General features: G+C 71.5%; 16 protein-coding genes. 5 read left to right on the top strand and 11 right to left on the bottom strand.

Translation table 11 applies throughout. The features are described 5' to 3' along the window. Nucleotides 1-20: 20 nt before the first annotated feature. The 5 genes from G6N37_RS09415 to sucB form a co-directional block, all read right to left on the bottom strand. Nucleotides 21-773 (bottom strand): DUF4191 domain-containing protein, encoded by a 753-nt coding sequence (locus tag G6N37_RS09415; protein WP_163679064.1) that lies wholly within the window; start codon nt 771-773, stop codon nt 21-23. A gap of 57 nt (nt 774-830) precedes the next feature. Further along, on the bottom strand, nt 831-1,754 hold the full coding sequence (lipA, locus tag G6N37_RS09410; RefSeq protein WP_163679061.1) for a lipoyl synthase: 924 nt from the start codon (nt 1,752-1,754) through the stop codon (nt 831-833). After that, a complete protein-coding gene (lipB, locus tag G6N37_RS09405; protein ID WP_163679059.1) occupies nt 1,751-2,449 on the bottom strand; it encodes a lipoyl(octanoyl) transferase LipB in 699 nt (232 codons plus the stop codon). Before lipB ends, lipA begins: the two co-directional genes overlap by 4 nt. Nucleotides 2,450-2,519: 70 nt before the next feature. Next, nucleotides 2,520-3,431 (bottom strand): TIGR01777 family oxidoreductase, encoded by a 912-nt coding sequence (locus G6N37_RS09400; protein WP_163679056.1) that lies wholly within the window; start codon nt 3,429-3,431, stop codon nt 2,520-2,522. 15 nt (nt 3,432-3,446) lie between these two features. Continuing rightward, entirely contained in the window at nt 3,447-5,300 is a 1,854-nt protein-coding gene (sucB, locus tag G6N37_RS09395; RefSeq protein WP_163679053.1) for a 2-oxoglutarate dehydrogenase, E2 component, dihydrolipoamide succinyltransferase, read from the bottom strand. Nucleotides 5,301-5,492: 192 nt separating this feature from the next. Between sucB and G6N37_RS09390 the strand changes: the two genes are divergently transcribed. Continuing rightward, the gene (locus tag G6N37_RS09390) at nt 5,493-7,268 is read left to right on the top strand and encodes an SDR family oxidoreductase (protein WP_163679051.1); all 1,776 of its coding nucleotides are present in this window, start codon (nt 5,493-5,495) and stop codon (nt 7,266-7,268) included. Between the two features lie 30 nt (nt 7,269-7,298). Here G6N37_RS09390 and G6N37_RS09385 read toward each other — a convergent pair whose 3' ends face one another. Beyond that, the gene (locus tag G6N37_RS09385; protein WP_163679048.1) at nt 7,299-7,643 is read right to left on the bottom strand and encodes an aminopeptidase; all 345 of its coding nucleotides are present in this window, start codon (nt 7,641-7,643) and stop codon (nt 7,299-7,301) included. A 139-nt stretch (nt 7,644-7,782) separates the two neighbouring features. Between G6N37_RS09385 and G6N37_RS09380 the strand changes: the two genes are divergently transcribed. Together G6N37_RS09380 and G6N37_RS09375 are read left to right on the top strand one after the other, a co-directional pair. Beyond that, nucleotides 7,783-8,232, top strand: coding sequence for an SRPBCC family protein (locus G6N37_RS09380; protein ID WP_163684811.1), 450 nt, complete (start codon nt 7,783-7,785; stop codon nt 8,230-8,232). Next, on the top strand, nt 8,229-9,830 hold the full coding sequence (locus tag G6N37_RS09375) for a phytoene desaturase family protein (protein ID WP_163679044.1): 1,602 nt from the start codon (nt 8,229-8,231) through the stop codon (nt 9,828-9,830). The genes G6N37_RS09380 and G6N37_RS09375 overlap by 4 nt, the downstream gene beginning before the upstream one ends. A 3-nt stretch (nt 9,831-9,833) precedes the next feature. On the opposite strand, the gene G6N37_RS09370 is transcribed toward G6N37_RS09375, so the two are convergent. After that, complete coding sequence (locus G6N37_RS09370; protein WP_163679042.1) at nt 9,834-11,381, bottom strand: leucyl aminopeptidase; 1,548 nt, start codon at nt 11,379-11,381, stop codon at nt 9,834-9,836. Between the two features lie 11 nt (nt 11,382-11,392). After that, nucleotides 11,393-12,517, bottom strand: a complete 1,125-nt coding sequence (locus tag G6N37_RS09365; protein ID WP_163679040.1) for an adenylate/guanylate cyclase domain-containing protein — start codon at nt 12,515-12,517, stop codon at nt 11,393-11,395. A 41-nt stretch (nt 12,518-12,558) separates the two neighbouring features. On the opposite strand from G6N37_RS09365, the gene gcvT reads away from it, so the two are divergent. Then, nucleotides 12,559-13,656, top strand: coding sequence for a glycine cleavage system aminomethyltransferase GcvT (gene gcvT, locus G6N37_RS09360; RefSeq protein WP_163679038.1), 1,098 nt, complete (start codon nt 12,559-12,561; stop codon nt 13,654-13,656). Between the two features lie 52 nt (nt 13,657-13,708). Beyond that, entirely contained in the window at nt 13,709-14,815 is a 1,107-nt protein-coding gene (locus G6N37_RS09355) for a branched-chain amino acid aminotransferase (RefSeq protein WP_163679037.1), read from the top strand. A 69-nt stretch (nt 14,816-14,884) separates the two neighbouring features. Here G6N37_RS09355 and G6N37_RS09350 read toward each other — a convergent pair whose 3' ends face one another. From G6N37_RS09350 to G6N37_RS09340, 3 genes are read right to left on the bottom strand one after another with little or no spacing between them, the layout of a single operon-like run. Then, nucleotides 14,885-15,643 carry an adenosylcobinamide-GDP ribazoletransferase gene (locus G6N37_RS09350; protein WP_163679035.1) on the bottom strand — a complete coding sequence of 253 codons (759 nt, stop codon included), beginning with the start codon at nt 15,641-15,643 and terminating at the stop codon, nt 14,885-14,887. Further along, on the bottom strand, nt 15,640-16,695 hold the full coding sequence (gene cobT / locus G6N37_RS09345) for a nicotinate-nucleotide--dimethylbenzimidazole phosphoribosyltransferase (RefSeq protein WP_163684809.1): 1,056 nt from the start codon (nt 16,693-16,695) through the stop codon (nt 15,640-15,642). Before cobT ends, G6N37_RS09350 begins: the two co-directional genes overlap by 4 nt. Then, complete coding sequence (locus G6N37_RS09340) at nt 16,692-17,228, bottom strand: bifunctional adenosylcobinamide kinase/adenosylcobinamide-phosphate guanylyltransferase (RefSeq protein ID WP_163679032.1); 537 nt, start codon at nt 17,226-17,228, stop codon at nt 16,692-16,694. Before G6N37_RS09340 ends, cobT begins: the two co-directional genes overlap by 4 nt. Between the last annotated feature and the right edge of the window lie 16 nt (nt 17,229-17,244).

The raw sequence follows: 17,244 nt of genomic DNA, 5'->3' as shown, positions 1-17,244 counted from the left end.
GTGTGGCGGCGACCCGCGAGCTACTTGCGTCGCACGGTGCGCTGCACCCCGCGCATCTTGCCGGCGTTGGGCAGCGGCCCCTTGGGCAGGACGGCGGATCCGGCCCGCGTCCCCAGCGCGGCCAGCCGCGACTCCAGCGTGTCCATCTGCTTGGCGGTGATGTTGGCCGGTAGGCGGTTGAGGTGGCGCTCCAACTTGGCCAGCGGAACCTCGTCTTCGCCGTTGCCGACGACCAGGTCGTAGATCGGCACCTCGCCGATCAGCCGGGCCGTGCGCTTCTTCTCCTGGGCCAGCAGCGGCCGGACCCGGGCCGACGACCCTTCCGCCACCAGGATGACGCCGGGGCGCCCGATGACCCGGTGCACCGCGTCGAGGTGGCCGGTCGCCGCCACCCCGGGCGTCACCCGCCACTTGCCGCGCAGGTTGTCCAAAGCCCATGCGGCCGCGCCGGTTTGGCCCTCGGCCTTGCTGTAGACGCTCTTCTGGGCGCGGCGGCCGAAGATGATGAAGGTGACCAGTCCGCCCAGCAGCACGCCGAACGGGATCAGCGTGATCATCGTGAGCCCGCCAGCCCAGACGCCGACCGCCACCGAAATGCCCACGATCAGCACGAAGGCGCCGATCATGTACGGCAACAGGCGCTTGTCCTCCTGGCGCTGCAGGTTGAACGCCTGCCACAACTGGGCGCGCCGCTCCTTCGCGGCGGCCTTGCGCGCGGCCTGCGCCTGCGCCCGGGCGGCCTTGTTCTCAGCGGCGGTGCGGGGTTTAGCCATAGTCAAAGAATACGTACCGGCGCTGCGGACTACCGCGCCCACGGCGCCGCGGCGGCTTCAGGCGCGGGTGCGCGCGGCTTGCTCGTAGAGCCGGCCCGCCCGATAGGACGACCGCACCAGCGGCCCGGCCAGCACCCCGGCGTACCCGAGGCCCTCGGCGTGCCGGGCGAACTCGACGAACTCCTCGGGCCGCACCCAGCGTTCGACCGGGTGGTGACGCGCCGACGGCCGCAGGTATTGGGTGATGGTGACGATGTCGCAGCCGGCGCCCCGCAGGTCGGCCAGGGCGGTGCGCACCTCGTCGGGGGTTTCGCCGAGCCCGAGGATGAGGTTGCTCTTGGTGACCAGGCCGGCGTCGCGGGCCGCCGTGATGACGTCCAGGCTGCGCTGATAGGTGAAGGCGGGCCGAATCCGTTTGAAGATGCGGGGCACGGTTTCGACGTTGTGCGCCAACACCTCCGGGCGCGACTCGAACACCTCGGCAAGCCGCGCCGGCTCGCCGTTGAAGTCCGGGATCAACAGCTCGACGCCGGTCGACGGGTTGAGCTCCTTGATCGCGCGCACGGTCTCGGCGTACAACCAGGCCCCGCCGTCGGGCAGGTCATCGCGGGCCACCCCGGTGATGGTGGCGTAGCGCAGTCCCATGGTCCGCACGCTGTCGGCGACGCGTCTCGGCTCGTCGCGGTCCAGGGCGGCGGGCTTTCCGGTGTCGATCTGGCAGAAGTCGCAGCGCCGGGTGCACTGGTCGCCACCGATCAGGAAGGTGGCTTCCCGGTCCTCCCAGCATTCGAAGATGTTGGGGCAGCCGGCCTCTTCGCAGACCGTGTGCAGGCCCTCACGGCGGACCAAGCCCTTCAACTGGGTGTATTCGGGCCCCATCCGGGCCCGGACCCTGATCCACGGCGGCTTGCGCTCGATCGGCGTTTGCGCGTTGCGCGCCTCGAGGCGCAAGAGTTTGCGGCCTTCGGGTGCGACAGTCACATGGCTGATGCTACGCGCGTGCCGGGGTGTTCCCGGACCGGCAGGGCGCCGTCGAGGGCGTCGCAGACGGCGCCGGCGACCGCCGCGCGGACATCGTCGACCTGCACCGGGCGCCGCAGCTCGGCCGACAACGAGGTCACGCCGGCATCGGTGATGCCGCACGGCACGATCGTGGTGAAGGCGGCGAGGTCGCAGTCACAGTTGAGTGCGAACCCGTGCAGGGTGGTCGCGCGCGAGACCCGGACTCCGATGGCGGCTACCTTGCGGTCGGGCCGGCCGGCGCCGCCCGGCACCCACACCCCGGACCGGCCGTGCACCCGGCACGTTTCCAGGCCCAGGTCGCCGCACACTTTGATCAGCGCCTCCTCCAGGCGCCGCACGTAATTGACCACGTCGAGCGGTTCGCCCAGGCCGATGATCGGGTAGCCGACCAGTTGGCCCGGGCCGTGCCAGGTGATCTTGCCGCCGCGGTCGGTGTCGACGACGGGGGTGCCGTTCACCGGCCGTTCGTGCGGCTCGGTGCGCCGTCCCGCGGTGTAGACCGGAGGGTGCTCCAGCAGCAGGAGGGTGTCGCCGCCACCGGCGACCCTGGCGTCGGCCAGCTCGCGCTGCAGCTGCCAGGCGGCGCGGTATTCGACGATTCCGAGCTGGCGGACGTCGATCGCGGCCCGGCTGGACCGGATGGAATCGATCACGTTCGCGACGGTACTCGCCGGGCGATCACGCCGCGGGCCGGACCCACTTCGGCCGCGTTCGCGGTCGCCGCTAGTCGTGTTCGCGCCGGGCGGTGGCGTAGCCGAGCGCTTCGCCAATGGTGTTGTGGTGGAACTGAAAACCGGCTCGCTCCAGTGCCGACGGGATGGCGCGCTGGCCGATGAGCACGCCCTCGTCGGCGAACTCGCCGAGCACGGCCCGCACCGCAAAGCCCGGCAGCATCAACGGGGTCGGCCGGTTCATCGCCCGGCCGAACGCGGTGGTGAATTCGGCGTTGGTGACCGGGGCCGGCCCGGTCATGTTCACCGGGCCGGACAACGCGGGGTCGGAGATGGCGAACAGCAGCGCTCGCACCTCGTCTTCGAGCGTGATCCAGGACATGTATTGACGGCCGCTGCCCAGCCGGGCCCCGAGCCCGGTCCGAAACAACGGCCGCAACCGCCCCAACAGGCCGCCCCCGGGGGCCAACACCAGTCCGGTGCGGGCCAGCACCACGCGGGCGCCCCCGTATTGCGCCGGCAGCGTGGCGGCCTCCCAGTCTTCGCACAGCTGGGCCAGGAAACCCTTTCCCGCCCGGTCGTTTTCGTCGACCACGCGGTCTTTGGTGTTCCCGTAGTAGCCCACGGCGCTGGCGTTGACCAGGGTTGGCACCCCGGCCTCGGCGACGGCGTGGGCCAGGACTTCGGTGGGAGCGATGCGGCTGTCGCGCAGGCCCTGCTTGAAGGCGCCCGACCAGCGCCGCTGGCCGACGTTGACGCCGCACAGGTTGACGACGACGTCGGCGTCGCTGATCGCGTCGACGTCGAATTCGCCCCTCTCGGGGTTCCAGTGCAACTCGTCGGAATTCGACGGCGCCCGGCGCACGATGCGCAACACCCGGTGATCGGCCGCACGCAACGCCGCCGTCAGGGCGGACCCGATCAGCCCTGACGAACCCGCTATGGCGATGACGGGCTTGGCCACGGTTCGGCAGCCTTCCTAAAGACCCAAGTCGGCCTCGAACGCTCCCTCTTCCAGCCGGTGCTTGATCGTGGTGAGGAACCGTCCGGCATCAGCGCCGTCGATGAGCCGATGGTCATAGGTCAGCGGCAGGTAGCAGATCGAGCGGACGCCGATGGATTCGTTGCCGAATTCGTCGACGATCACCCGGGGCCGCTTGACGATCGCCCCGGTGCCCAGCATGGCGGCCTGGGGCGGAACCAGGATGGGGGTGTCGAACAAAGCGCCCTGGCTGCCGATGTTGGTGATGGTGAAGGTGCCACCGGACAGCTCGTCGGGCTTGAGGTCGCCCGAGCGGGCGCGCGCGGCGATGTCGGCGATCGCCCGGGCCAACCCGGCCAGCGACAGATCGCCGGCGTTGTGGATGACGGGGGAGAGCAGGCCCTGCTCGGTGTCCACGGCGAAGCCGAGGTGTTCGGCGTCGTAGTAGGTGATCTCCTTGGTCTGCTCGTTGTAGCTGGCGTTGATGTTGGGGTGGATCTTCAGCGCGTCGATCACCGCCCTGGCGATGAACGGCAGGAAGGTCAGGTTCACGCCCTCACGCTCGGCGAACGCGGACTTCGCCCTGGCCCGCAACCCGACGATCCTGGTCATGTCGACCTCGTGCGTCTGGGTGAGCTGGGCGGTGGCCTGCAGGGACTCCCGCGTCTTGTTCGCGGTCAGCTGGCGGATCCGGCTGGCCTTCTGTGTGGTGCCGCGCAGGTGCGCCAGGGCGGGCGCCGGGGTCGGCGCTGCGGCCGGGGCCGCCTTGCCGTCCGCTGCGGGGGTTGCGGGGGTTGCCTGCGGCGGCGCGGGCGTTTTCTGGGCCTGCTGCTTCTGGCGTTGCTTCTCCTCCGCCGCGGCGAGCACGTCCTGCTTGCGGATGCGGCCGCCGACACCGGTGCCGGTGATCGTGGCCAGGTCGACGCCGTTCTCGGTGGCCAGTTTGCGCACCAGCGGCGTCACGTACGGCGCCCCGTTCGGGCCGGAGTCGCCGGGTGCCGGCGCGGCCGGCTGCGCTTGCGCCGGTTGAGCTTTCGGGGCCGGCTCGGGCTGGGGTTGCGGCCGGGGTTCGGGCTTCGCCTCGGCCTTGGGTGGTTCGGGTGCCGGCTCGGGCTTGGGTTCCGGTTTGGGGGCGGGCGGGGGCGTGGGAGCGGACGGGGCCTCGGAACCGGTGCCGATCCGCGCCAGTTCCCCGCCGACGGGGACGGTGGCGTCCTCCTCGGCGGTGATGCTGATGAGGACACCGGCCACTGGTGACGGGATCTCGGTGTCCACCTTGTCGGTCGACACCTCCACCAGCGCGTCGTCGACCTGGACCGGGTCGCCGACCTTCTTCAGCCAGCGGGTCACCGTGCCCTCGGCGACCGACTCGCCGAGCTCGGGCATCAACACCGGCGTCGCGTCGCCGCCACCGGAACTCTGTTGGGCGGGCTGGGGTTCGGGCTCCGGCTGGGCCGGGGCCGCCGCTTCGGGCTCCGGCTGGGCCGGGGCCGCCGCTTCGGGCTCGGGCTCCTGCTGGGCCGGCGGGGCGGATTCGGCCTGCGGCTCCGGCTGGCTGGGCGCCTGCGCGGCCGCGTCCGAGCCGTCGCCCTCGGAGGAGCCGCCGCCCTCGGACGAGTCGCCGATGACGGCCAGTTCCCCGCCCACCTCGACGGTGTCGTCCTCCTGGGCGACGATCTTGGTCAGCACGCCCGCCGCGGGCGACGGGATTTCGGTGTCGACCTTGTCGGTGGACACCTCGACGAGGGGTTCGTCGAGTTCGACCGTGTCGCCTTCCTGCTTGAGCCAGCGGGTGACCGTCCCCTCGGTGACGCTCTCACCGAGTGCAGGCATCTGGACGGAGATGGCCATCGTCTTGACTCCTCGATCGCTCGTGGGTCGGGGCGGGTCGAACATCTGGCTAGCCGTTCGAAGTAACTATCCAAAACTATCCTGTCACTGCGTCCGCGCCCGCACACATCCAGGGCGGACCGCGCGGTTGCCGGGGCGGCCAGAATCCCCTTGCTACGGTGTGGCCACTGCAGTCGAAGCGGGGAGGTCCCGATGCCGGGAACACAACAGCTAGCCCAGCATCTCGTCGAGAGCGCCGACGGCGCGCGAATCGCGGTTTTCGAGGAGGGCAACCCCGACGGCCCCACCGTCGTGCTGGTGCACGGCTTCCCCGACTCGCACGTGCTGTGGGACGGCGTCGTGCCGCTGCTGGCCGATCGGTTCCGCATCCTTCGCTACGACAACCGTGGCGTAGGTGAGTCATCGGCGCCCAAGCCGGTGTCGGCGTACACTATGGACCGGTTTGCCGACGACTTCGCCGCGGTGACCGGAGAGCTCAGCCCGGGCCGGCCCGTGCACGTGCTCGCCCACGACTGGGGCTCGGTGGGTGTGTGGCACTACCTGAAGCGGCCCGGCGCCGGTGACCGGATCGCCACGTTCACGTCGGTGTCCGGCCCGAGCCAGGACCAACTGGTCGACTACATCTTCAGCGGACTGCGGGCGCCCTGGCGCCCGCGCACCTTCGCGCGCGCGATCAGCCAGGCGCTGCGCCTGACCTACATGATCTTCTTCTCGATACCGGTGCTCGCGCCGCTGTCCCTTCGGCTGACGCTGTCGATCCCGGCGCTTCGGCGCAACGCGGTGGACAACATCCCGGCCGAGCAGATCCACCACTCCCCGCATCTGGCCCGCGATGCCGCCCGGTCGGTGAAAACCTATCCCGCCAACTACTTTCGCTCGTTCTCCGGCCGCGGCCGGAGCATCCACGTCGTCGACGTTCCGGTGCAGTTGATCGTCAACACCAAGGACAAGTACGTCCGGCCGTACGGCTACGACCACACGCCGCGCTTCGTGCCGCGGCTCTGGCGGCGCGACATCAAGGCCGGTCACTTCTCGCCGATGTCCCACCCGCAGGTGATGGCCGCGGCCGTGCACGACTTCGCCGACCTGGCCGAGGGCAAGCCGCCCAGTCGCGCGCTGCTGCGCGCGCAGGTCGGACGTCCGCGCGGGTCCTTCGGCGACACCCTGGTCTCGGTCACCGGCGCCGGCAGCGGGATCGGCCGCGAGACGGCGTTCGCTTTCGCGCGCGAGGGCGCCGAGCTGGTCGTCAGCGACATCGACGAAGCGGCCGTCAAGGCCACCGCCGCCGAGATCGCCACCCGCGGCGGCGTCGCGCACCCCTACGTGCTGGACGTGTCCGACGCCCAGGCCGTCGAGGCGTTCGCCGAGCGGGTCAGCGCCGAACACGGCGTGCCCGACATCGTGGTCAACAACGCCGGCATCGGCCAGGCCGGGGGATTCCTGGACACCCCGGCCGAGCAGTTCGACCGGGTGCTCGACGTCAACCTGGGCGGCGTGGTCAACGGGTGCCGGTCGTTCGCCCGCCGGCTGGTCGAGCGGGGCACCGGCGGCTACATCGTCAACGTGTCGTCGATGGCCGCCTACGCCCCGCTGCAATCGCTGAACGCCTACTGCACGTCAAAGGCGGCGACCTACATGTTCTCCGACTGCCTGCGCGCCGAACTCGACACCGCCGGGGTGGGGCTCACCACGATCTGCCCGGGCGTCATCGACACCAACATCATCAACACCACCCGGTTCGACGCGCCCGCCGGCAAGGGCGAACAGGTCGACGGCCGGCGCGGCCAGCTGGGCAAGATGTTCGCGCTGCGGCACTACGGCCCCGACAAGGTCGCCAACGCCATCCTGTCGTCGGTGCAGAAGAAGAAGCCGATTCGCCCGGTTGCGCCGGAAGCCTATGCGCTGTACGGCCTTTCGCGCGTGGCGCCGCAGGGCTTGCGCAACTTCGCGCGGATGCGGGTCATCTGACTCGGGCGCTTGGCGCCCACCGCCTCCGGCTCAGGTGCCGGCCCGCGCCGCGCCCTGGCGGCCCGTCAGCAAGATCCCGCCGATGGCGATGAGCCCGATGACCGCCAGCGGGATCGACCACATGCGCCGGCTGCCCACCGACGACTGGCACTGCGCCACATAGTCGGTGTGCGGAACGATTTGGTTGAGGATCGGGATGTTCGCCACGCTGTTGTTGTTCGCGCTTCTGGCCGCGGACAGGTCCGTGGCGACGGCGTTCCCGCACCCGATCGAATGGCCGTTGCCGTCGGAAATCGACACCGGCGCCAGTAGGCCGATCACGCCGGCCAGCAAAAGTACGGCCCCCACTCCGAGGATCAACCGTCGCACCGTCACGATCTCGCCTTTCTTCGTACGGGTTTTCGATCGGAGGGAGATTAGCCGCTGGGGGAGGCCGGTAAACGCGAAGTTGTCCGGATATCGCGCCCAATTCCGGGGTATCCCGCCGCGATAGCCGAGAGGGGAATGCAACGTGGTGCTGAGTGCGACGCGGGACGTGGACGTGCCTTGCGAGCGGGTGTGGGAGGTACTGGCCCAGGGGTGGACCTACACCCAGTGGGTGGTCGGCAACAGCCGGATGCGGGCCGTCGACCCGAACTGGCCGGAGCCGGGCTCCTCGATCAGGCACTCGATCGGCATCTGGCCGTTGGTGATCAACGACGCGACGATCGTGGAGGAGTGCGAGCCGCCGCACAAGCTGGTGTTGTGTGCCCGCCTGGGGCCGTTGGGCGCCGCGAGGATCACGATGCTGCTGCACGAGACGCCGCAGGGCTGCCGGGTGGAGATGATCGAGGTGCCCGTGGAGGGCCCGATGGCGGCCGTTCCCAATTCGATGGCGCTGGCCGCGGCCTACCCGCGCAACAAGGAGTGCCTGTGGCGGCTGGCGGCTCTGGCGAAACGCCTGGAGCCGAGCCAGGTGAAGTGAGCGCGCGCGACACCGCCGACGCGGTCGTCATCGGGGCGGGGCACCACGGGCTGGTCGCCGCCTCGATGCTGGCCGACGCCGGATGGGACGTGCTGGTGCTCGAAGCCCAGCCGGAACCGGGCGGCGCGGTTCGCAGTGCCGAGCTGACGCCGGGCTACATCACCGACCTGTTCAGCTCCTACTACCCGATGACGGCGGCCTCACCCGCGATCGCGGCGCTGGGGCTGGAGGACCATGGCCTGCGGTGGTCACACGCCCCGGCGGTGGTCGGGCATCCGCGCAGCGCGGCCGATGAGGACCCGCCCGTCGTCTACCGCGACCCGGCGCGCACGGCAACGGAATTCGCGCGCCGGGAACCGGCCGACGGCGACAACTGGTGGCGGCTGGTGGATTTGTGGCAGCGGATCAAGGCGCCGCTGCTCGACGCCATGCTGGCGCCCTTCCCGCCGGTGCGGCCGGTGCTGCGGCTGCTGGCCAAACTCGGCACGTCCGAAGCGCTCCGGGTGGCGCGGCTGCTGGTGCTGCCCGCCAACACCATGGCGAGCGAGCTGTTCGCCGGCGAGGCGCCGCGAGTGTTGTTGCTGGGCAACGCGATGCACGCCGACGTCCCGCCGGACGCGCCCATCAGCGGGGCCATGGGATTCCTGATGACGATGCTGGCGCAGGACCGCGGCTGGCCCGTGCCCGTCGGGGGCTCGGGCCAGCTGACCGCCGCCCTGGTCAGCCGTGCCCGCTCCGCGGGCGCGCGAATCGAGTGCAACCAGAACGTTTCCCGCATCCAGGTGCGGGGTGGCCGCGCGGTCGGCGTGACGACGGCCGAGGGGCGCACGGTGGCGGCGCGGCGGGCGATCATCGCCGACGTGACGGCGCCGCGCCTGTTCCGCGACATGCTGCCCGCGGATGCGCTGCCGCCCAAGCTGTTAGGCGACCTCGAACACTTCGAGTGGGATCCGCCGGTGGTGAAGGTCAACTATGCGCTCGACCGGCCGGTTCCCTGGCGGGCGAAGAGCCTGCACGGCGTGGGCACCGTCCATCTGGGCGCCGACGGCGACGGGCTGGTCCGCTGGATGGCCGACCTGAACACCCGGGTGGTGCCCGAGCACCCGTTCATGTTGTTGGGGCAGACCACCACGGCCGATCCCAGCAGATCTCCCGAGGGAACCGAAAGCGTCTGGGCCTACACGCATTTGCCGCGTAACGTCGCCGACGACGCGTCGGCCGACCGGCTCGCCGCGGCGGTGGACCGGGTCATCGAGGAGCATGCGCCGGGCTTCGGTTCGGCGGTCGTCGACCGGTTCGTGCAGCGGCCGTCGGACCTGGAGGCCAGTGACGCCAACCTGCACCTGGGTGCGCTCAACGGCGGGACCGCGCAATTGCAGCAGATGCTGATCTTTCGTCCGGCGCCCGGCATGGGCCGGGCCGAAACCCCGGTGCAGGGCCTGTATCTGGGCAGCGCGTCGGCCACCCCGGGTGGCTCGGTGCACGGCGCCTGCGGGCGCAACGCGGCCAACGCCGCGTTGGCCGCCGACGGCGCGAGCGGATGGCCGCGCCGCCAGGTGCGGCGCGCCGTTTTCTCGCTGCTGACCGGGAAGCGCTGAGGGCTAGCCGTTTTCGGCGATGTCCTCGAGCACCGCGAACATGGTGCGGGTCGGCACACCGGTGCCGCCCTTGGGCGTGTAACCCCACGGGCCGCTGGTGTTGTACGCCGGGCCGGCCACGTCGATGTGCGCCCAGCCCACCCCGTCGGCGACGAATTCGCGCAGGAACACCCCGGCGACCAGCATGCCGGCGAAGCGCTGACCGCTGATGTTGGACAGGTCGGCCACGGTGGACTTCAGGTCGTCCTTGAGCTCGTCGGGCAGCGGCATCGGCCAGCCGTTCTCGCCCACCCGCTGCGAGATCGCCGCCACGCGGTCGCGGAACGCCTCGCTGCCCATCACCCCCGGGATCCGGGCGCCCAGCGCCACGGTCTGCGCGCCGGTCAGGGTGGACGTCTCGATCAGGTAGTCCGGGTTGTCCTCACACGCGCGCACGATGGCGTCGGCCAGGATCAGCCGGCCCTCGGCGTCGGTGTTCTGCACCTCGACGGTGATGCCGCCGTACTGCGTCAGCACGTCGCCGGGCCGCTGGGCCGTGCCGGACGGCATGTTCTCGGCCATCGGCACGGTGGCGATCACGTCGATCGGCAAGCGCGACTGCGCGGCCAGCGCCACCGTGGCGATGACCGCGGCCGCGCCGCCCATGTCCGAGGTCATGTGGTGCATCGATGCCGCGGGCTTGATCGAGATGCCGCCGGTGTCGAACGTGATGCCCTTGCCGACCAACGCGACGCGTTTCGCCTGCTTGGATTTCTTGGCCAGCTTCGAACCCCGGTGGGTCAGCCGCACCAGCCGCGGCGGCCGCGACGAGCCCTGGCCGACGCCGATCACGCCGCCGTAGCCCGCTTTCTGCAGCGCCTTCTCGTCGAGGACCTCCACCTCGAGACCCACGGATTCGCCCAAAGCCCTTGCACGCCGGGCGAATTCGGCGGGATACAGGTGACTCGGCGGTGTGTTGACGAAGTCGCGGGCGGTGGCCACCGCGGTCGCCACGGCCGCGCCGTGCGCGCTGGCCGCTTTGGCGTCCTTCGCGGCGGACAGCACGGTGATCTTGCGCAGCCCGTTGTCTTTCGGCGCGGTCTTGCCGCTGCGGAACTCGGTGAACCGATAGCTGCCGAGAATGAATCCCTCGACGGCCGCCGAGCACACGTCGGCGCCGGGCAACCCGGCGAGGGTGGTGAACACCGCCTCGGCGGTGCCCAGGGACCGCGCCGCCACACCGGCGGCGCGACGGATCGTGTCGGCCGGCCATTCGGGCCGCGGTTTGCCCAGGCCGATCGCCAGCACGCTGGACACCGGCAGCGACGGCACGACCAGGCGGTGGACCTGCTCACTGGCGCCGGTGGCGTCCAGCGCCCGCAGCCCGGATTCGATTTCGGCGACCGCCTCCGCGGTCAGCGGCGACTCGCCCTGGGCGACTACCGCGCCCGGCCTGTCCTCGTCGCCGGTCGAGACCACCGGCACGACCAATACCGAAGAGCCCGCCTGGCGTTTCGGCAGCGATGTGGCGACGTTGACGGCGGGGCTTTGATAGCTCAATTCGGTGGTCACGGGCAGTTACCCTAATCGCCGGAGCCCGCGCCGGGGTCGGCGGCGCCCCCGCCGTGCAGCTCGAACGCGACGACGGGGTCGTCAAAGCCCTTGAGGTCAAAGGGGCCACGGACCGTCGCCGGCCACTCCGGCAGTTGCTCGTGCAGGGCCGAATCGGCCAGGATCTGGCACGGGGCCGCGGCCCCGACCAGACGCGCCGCCAAGTTGACCGGGCTGCCGAAGTAGTCGCCGTTGATCGCCAGGACGCCGCCGTACGCGAGGCCGGCGCGGACCCGCAGCCCCTCCTCGCGGGCCCGCGGATGCTCGACCAGATCGACCGCCGCCCGGGCGAGGCGTTCGGGTGACGCGCTCACCCACATCACCTCGTCACCGATGAACTTCACCACCCGGCCGCCGTCGCGGTGCACCACGTCGGCGACGGTGCCGGCGAACTCGTTGAGCAGAGCCGAAAGCTGCGCGGGGGTGAGCGCGCGGGTGAGCACGGTAAAGCCGGACAGATCCGCGAAACCGATGCCGCACATCACGGTTGCCGAGGTGTCGCGAAGGACGCCCTCGAAGTGGGTGCGGGCGCCGGTCAGATGATGGCGGTGAACGACGTCGATCAGTGCGGAAATCCGGGGGACGAACTCCGCGACCGCGCGGTACGCCTGCGCCGTGGCGAGCTCGTCGTTGGTGTAGGTCATCTGGATGTCCGGCGTCCCGGCCCGGATCGCCGTCGACTCGGCCTCGGCGAGGCGGGCCATCGCGGCACCGAGTACCCGCAGCAATCCGAACGCGCCGTCCTCGCCCACCACCGACTTCAAGGCGACCCAGGTCGCCAGCGCGTCGACATCGGCCTGGCTCAGCGCCGGAACGTCGGGGCCGGCGACCGTCAGGCCGAGCAAACCCCACGCCTGGGCGACTTCCCCGGGCGACAACCCGAGTTGTTCGGCCGCGGTTGCCATCGTGTGGATCGGGCGCCCCGACCATTGCAGGACGTCACCGGCGAGGCCGAACAGCCGGCCCCGCTGTTCGGCCTCCACCATTTCGTCGACGGTGAAGCCGAGTTCGCCCAGGTACTTGATGAGGTCGGCCCGCTCGCGCGCATCGGCGATTCCGGCGGCCTCGAGCGCTTCGAAGTCCGGGGAATCGACCACCCACCCAAGTGTGCCAGCACCCGCGATTAGGGTGAACCGTCGTGACCGATGACCTGCAGCATGGCCCGTTGGAAGACCGCCACCGCGACCTGGGGGCCAGTTTCGCCGAGTTCGGCGGGTGGCTGATGCCGGTGTCGTACGCCGGCACCGTCAGCGAGCACAACGCCACCCGCAACGCGGTCGGACTGTTCGACGTCAGCCACCTCGGCAAGGCGTCGATCCGCGGGCCGGGTGCCGCCGCATTCGTCAACTCGACGCTCACCAACGACCTGAGCCGCATCGGGCCGGGCAAGGCGCAATACACCTTGTGTTGCACCGAATCCGGGGGCGTCATCGACGACTTGATCGCCTACTACGTCGGCGACGACGAGATCTTTCTGGTGCCCAACGCGGCGAACACCGCCGCGGTGGTCGAGGCGCTGCGGGCGGTGGCCCCCGCCGGCCTGACGATCACCAACGAGCATCGCTCCTATGCGGTGCTGGCGGTGCAGGGCCCGCGATCGGCCGGCGTGCTCGGCGAGCTGGGCCTGCCCACCGACATGGACTACATGGGCTATGCCGACGCCTCCTACGCCGGGGTGCCGGTGCGGGTGTGCCGGACCGGCTACACCGGAGAACACGGCTACGAGCTGCTACCGCCGTGGGAATCCTCGGGTGTGGTGTTCGACGCGCTGGCCGCCGCCGTTGCCGCCGCCGGCGGCGAGCCGGCGGGCCTGGGCGCCCGCGACACGCTGCGCACCGAGATGGGTTACCCGCTGCACGGGCATGAACTGGCGCGCGACATTTCGCCGCTGCAGGCCCGATGCGGGTGGGCGATCGGCTGGAAGAAGGACGCGTTCTTCGGCCGCGACGCGCTGCTGGCGGAGAAGGCGGCGGGGCCGCGGCGGCTGCTGCGCGGGCTGCGGATGGTCGGCCGCGGTGTGCTGCGCCCCGGGCTGACGGTGCTCGCCGGCGAGACGCCGGTGGGGGTCACCACGTCGGGGACGTTCTCCCCGACGCTGCAAGTCGGGATCGGGCTGGCGCTGATCGACGCCGGCGCCGGGGTCGAGGACGGCCACCGAGTCACCGTCGACATCCGCGGGCGCGCCGCCGAGTGTGAGGTCGTGCGGCCGCCCTTCGTCGAAGCGAAGACCCGGTAGTGCCGCAGGTTCGGGTGAAAAGCCCGGTCGCAGGCGGATATACAATCACGCCATGACCAGCGGCTCCCTCGAGTTCACGGTTTCCCGCTCGGCCCATCCGGTGACCGACGCCGACCGTGAATCCATCCTGGCCGAGCCCGGATTCGGCAAGTACTTCACCGACCACATGGTGTCGATCGATTACGACGAGGAGCGGGGCTGGCACAACGCGCGGGTCATCCCGTACGGCCCGATAGAGCTGGACCCGTCGGCGATCGTGCTGCACTACGCGCAGGAGATCTTCGAAGGGCTCAAGGCCTACCGCTGGGCCGACGGTTCGGTCGTGTCGTTTCGCGCCGAGGCCAACGCCGCGCGGATGCGGTCCTCGGCGCGGCGGCTCGCGATGCCCGAGCTGCCCGATGACCTGTTCATGGGCTCGCTGTGTCAGCTCATCGCCGTCGACAAGGCCTGGGTTCCCGGCGCCGGGGGCGAAGAGGCGTTGTATCTGCGCCCGTTCATCATCGCCACCGAGCCCGGACTGGGCGTGCGGCCGTCCAAGCGGTACCGCTACCTGCTGATCGCCTCGCCGGCCGGGGCGTATTTCAGGGGCGGCATCAACCCCGTCACCGTCTGGGTGTCGACGGACTACGTGCGGGCCAGTCCCGGCGGCACCGGTGCGGCCAAGTTCGGTGGCAATTACGCCGCCTCGCTGCTGGCGCAGGCCGAGGCCGCCGCGCACGGGTGTGACCAGGTGGTGTGGCTGGACGCCGTCGAACGTCGCTTCGTCGAAGAGATGGGCGGCATGAACATCTTCTTCGTGTTCGGCAGCGGCGGGTCGGCGCGGTTGGTCACCCCGGAACTGTCCGGTTCGCTGTTGCCGGGCATCACCCGGGATTCGTTGCTGCAGTTGGCGATTGACGCTGGATTCTCCGTCGAGGAACGCAAGATCGACATCGACGAGTGGCAGAAGAAGGCGGCCGCCGGCGAGATCACCGAGGTGTTCGCCTGCGGCACCGCCGCCGTCATCACCCCGGTCTCGCGCGTCAAGTACGGCGACACCGAGTTCACCGTCGCCGACGGCCAGCCCGGTGAGGTGACGATGGCGCTGCGCGACACGTTGACCGGGATCCAGCGGGGCACCTTCGCCGACACGCACGGCTGGATGGCCCGGCTGGGCTGATCTTCTCGCCCGAACGCCCGTCCAGCCGGGCCGCCGGGCCCGAGCGCCCGGCCGCCCGGGTGCTCGCGGCTAGAACCGCACCAATCCGGCGAGCGCCACGGCGCTCACCGTCGTGGTCAGCTCGATGGCGGCGCCCAGCACGTCACCGGTGATGCCGCCGAAGCGGCGCACGCAGTGCCGCACCAACACCGCGCCGCAGCACAGGCCCGCCAGCATGGCCGCCGGCCCCTGCCACGGCCGCGGACCGGCGGCCAGCGAGGCGGCGAGCAGCAACGCGACCCAGGCCGCCACCACGGCCCCGGGCTGGCTGCCCGCGACCCGCACCCCCAGGGCACTGCCCGCGGCCGCCGGCACCGACCGGCGACTGGCCAGCACCCCGGCCACCCGGCCGGCGAACACCGTCATCGCGATGCCGACGATTCCGGGCCTGCCCGCCGCCCCGAGCGCGGCGAAGGCCAGCCCCTGCAGCGCGATCACCACGGCGACGGCCGCCGCGCCGAACGGCCCGGTCGAGCCGTCGCGCATCACCGCCAGCGCGCGCTGCGGCGGCCCGTAACAGCCCAGGCCGTCGGCCGTATCGGCCACCCCGTCGATGTGCAGGCCACGGGTGGCCAGCAGCAGCGCCGCGACCGCGAGCAGCCCGGACAGCGGGCTGGACGCCCCGAACGCCCACGCCCCGCCCCACGTCACGGCCGCGGCCAAGGCGCCCAGGACGGCGCCCACCACGGGCAGCGCCGTCATGGCGCCGCGACCCATTGCAGCGTTGCGCACACGCGGCAACGGCAGCACCGTGCCGAACGCGAAAGCCGTTGCCAGCGAACGCATCACGGCGCGGGAGCGGCCCGGTCGGACACGCCCGCCTGCGCGAACGTCGCCATCGACGACAGCGTGGCCACCGCGGCGCGCAGCACCGGCAGCGCCAGCGCGGCGCCGCTGCCCTCACCCAGCCGCATCCGCAGATCCAGGATCGGCTCCAGGCCGAGCTCGGTCAGCGCCAGGGCATGGCCCGGCTCGGTGGACCGATGACCGGCCTGCCACCACAGCCGCGCGCCGGGAGCCAGCCGCTCGGCGACCAACGCGGCGGCCGTCACCGCCATCCCGTCGAGCAGCAGCGGGGTGCGCCGCACCGCGGCCTGCGCGCAGAACCCCGCCAGCGCGGCCAGGTCGGCGCCGCCGCCGCAGCGCAGCAGCGCCACCGGGTCGGGCAGCACCTGCCGCGCCCGGAACAGGGCATCGCGCACCGCGGCCGTCTTGCGCGCCCATCCGGCGTCGTCGATCCCGGTGCCGAAGCCCACCACCGCGACCGGTTCGGCGTTCGTCAGCGCCGCCACCAGGACCGCGGCCGGGGTGGTGTTGCCGATCCCCATGTCCCCGGCGATCAGCAGGTCGGCGCCGGAGTCGACTTCCTCGTCGGCGATGGCCCGGCCCGCGGTGATCGCGGCGACGGTCTCGTCATGGGTCAGCGCGTCCTCGACGGTGATGTCGCCGCTGCCGCGCCGCACCTTGTGGGCGCCGATCCGGTCCGTCGGCCCATCGCCCGCCACCGCCAGATCCGCGACCCGCACCGTCGCGCCCGCGACATCGGCCAGCACGTTGATCGCCGCGCCGCCGGCTTCGAAGTTGGCGACCATCTGGGCCGTCACCTCCGGCGGGTAGGCCGATACCCCGGACCGGGCGACCCCGTGGTCACCGGCGAACACCACCACCCGGGCGCGCTCGAATTGTCTCGGCGGGCAATGCCCCTGGCATGAGGCGAGCCACACCGACAGGTCCTCGAGGCGGCCCAGCGCGCCCCTCGGCTTGGTCAGGGTGTCCTGGCGGGCGCGGGCCGCAGCGGCGACGCCCGCATCGGGCGGCGATACCGGGGCGAATTCCATCAGGTCCCCGACGGCTTGATCGGCACCGCCTGCCCGGCCACCACCAGGACCACCCGGTCGCACACGTCGGCGACGCGCTGGTTGAGGCCGCCCAGTTCGTCGGCGAACCGGCGCCCGGACGCGGTGGCCGGGACGACGGTCAGCCCGACCTCCGGGCTGACGAGAACCAACGTGGAGCTGAACGCGTCGATCGCGGCGAGCAGGTCGCGGACCGGGGCCGCCACCGACCCGCCGTCCCACCCGCCGTGGCGGTCGAGCGCGCCGGTCAGCCAGGCGCCCAGGTCGTCGACGAGAGTCGGGGTGTCCGGCGCCCCGCGCAGCTGGCTTGCGACGTCGTCGGTTTCGACCGTCGACCAATGCCCCGGCCGGCGGCTGCGGTGCTCGGCGACCCGGTCGGCCCAGGCCGCGTCGCCCGCACCCGTCGGCCCCGGGGCCAGGTAGCACACCGGTTGGCCGGCCGGCAGCGCCTCGGCGATGGCGTCCTCCGCCCACCGGGATTTGCCCGACCGGATCCCGCCGAGCACCAGCGTGCGCACCCGCTCAGGCGGCTTT

The sequence above is a fragment of the Mycobacterium seoulense genome (assembly GCF_010731595.1).
In the GTDB taxonomy this organism is placed as follows: domain Bacteria; phylum Actinomycetota; class Actinomycetes; order Mycobacteriales; family Mycobacteriaceae; genus Mycobacterium; species Mycobacterium seoulense.
This window is presented reverse-complemented; position numbering and strand designations above follow the sequence as displayed.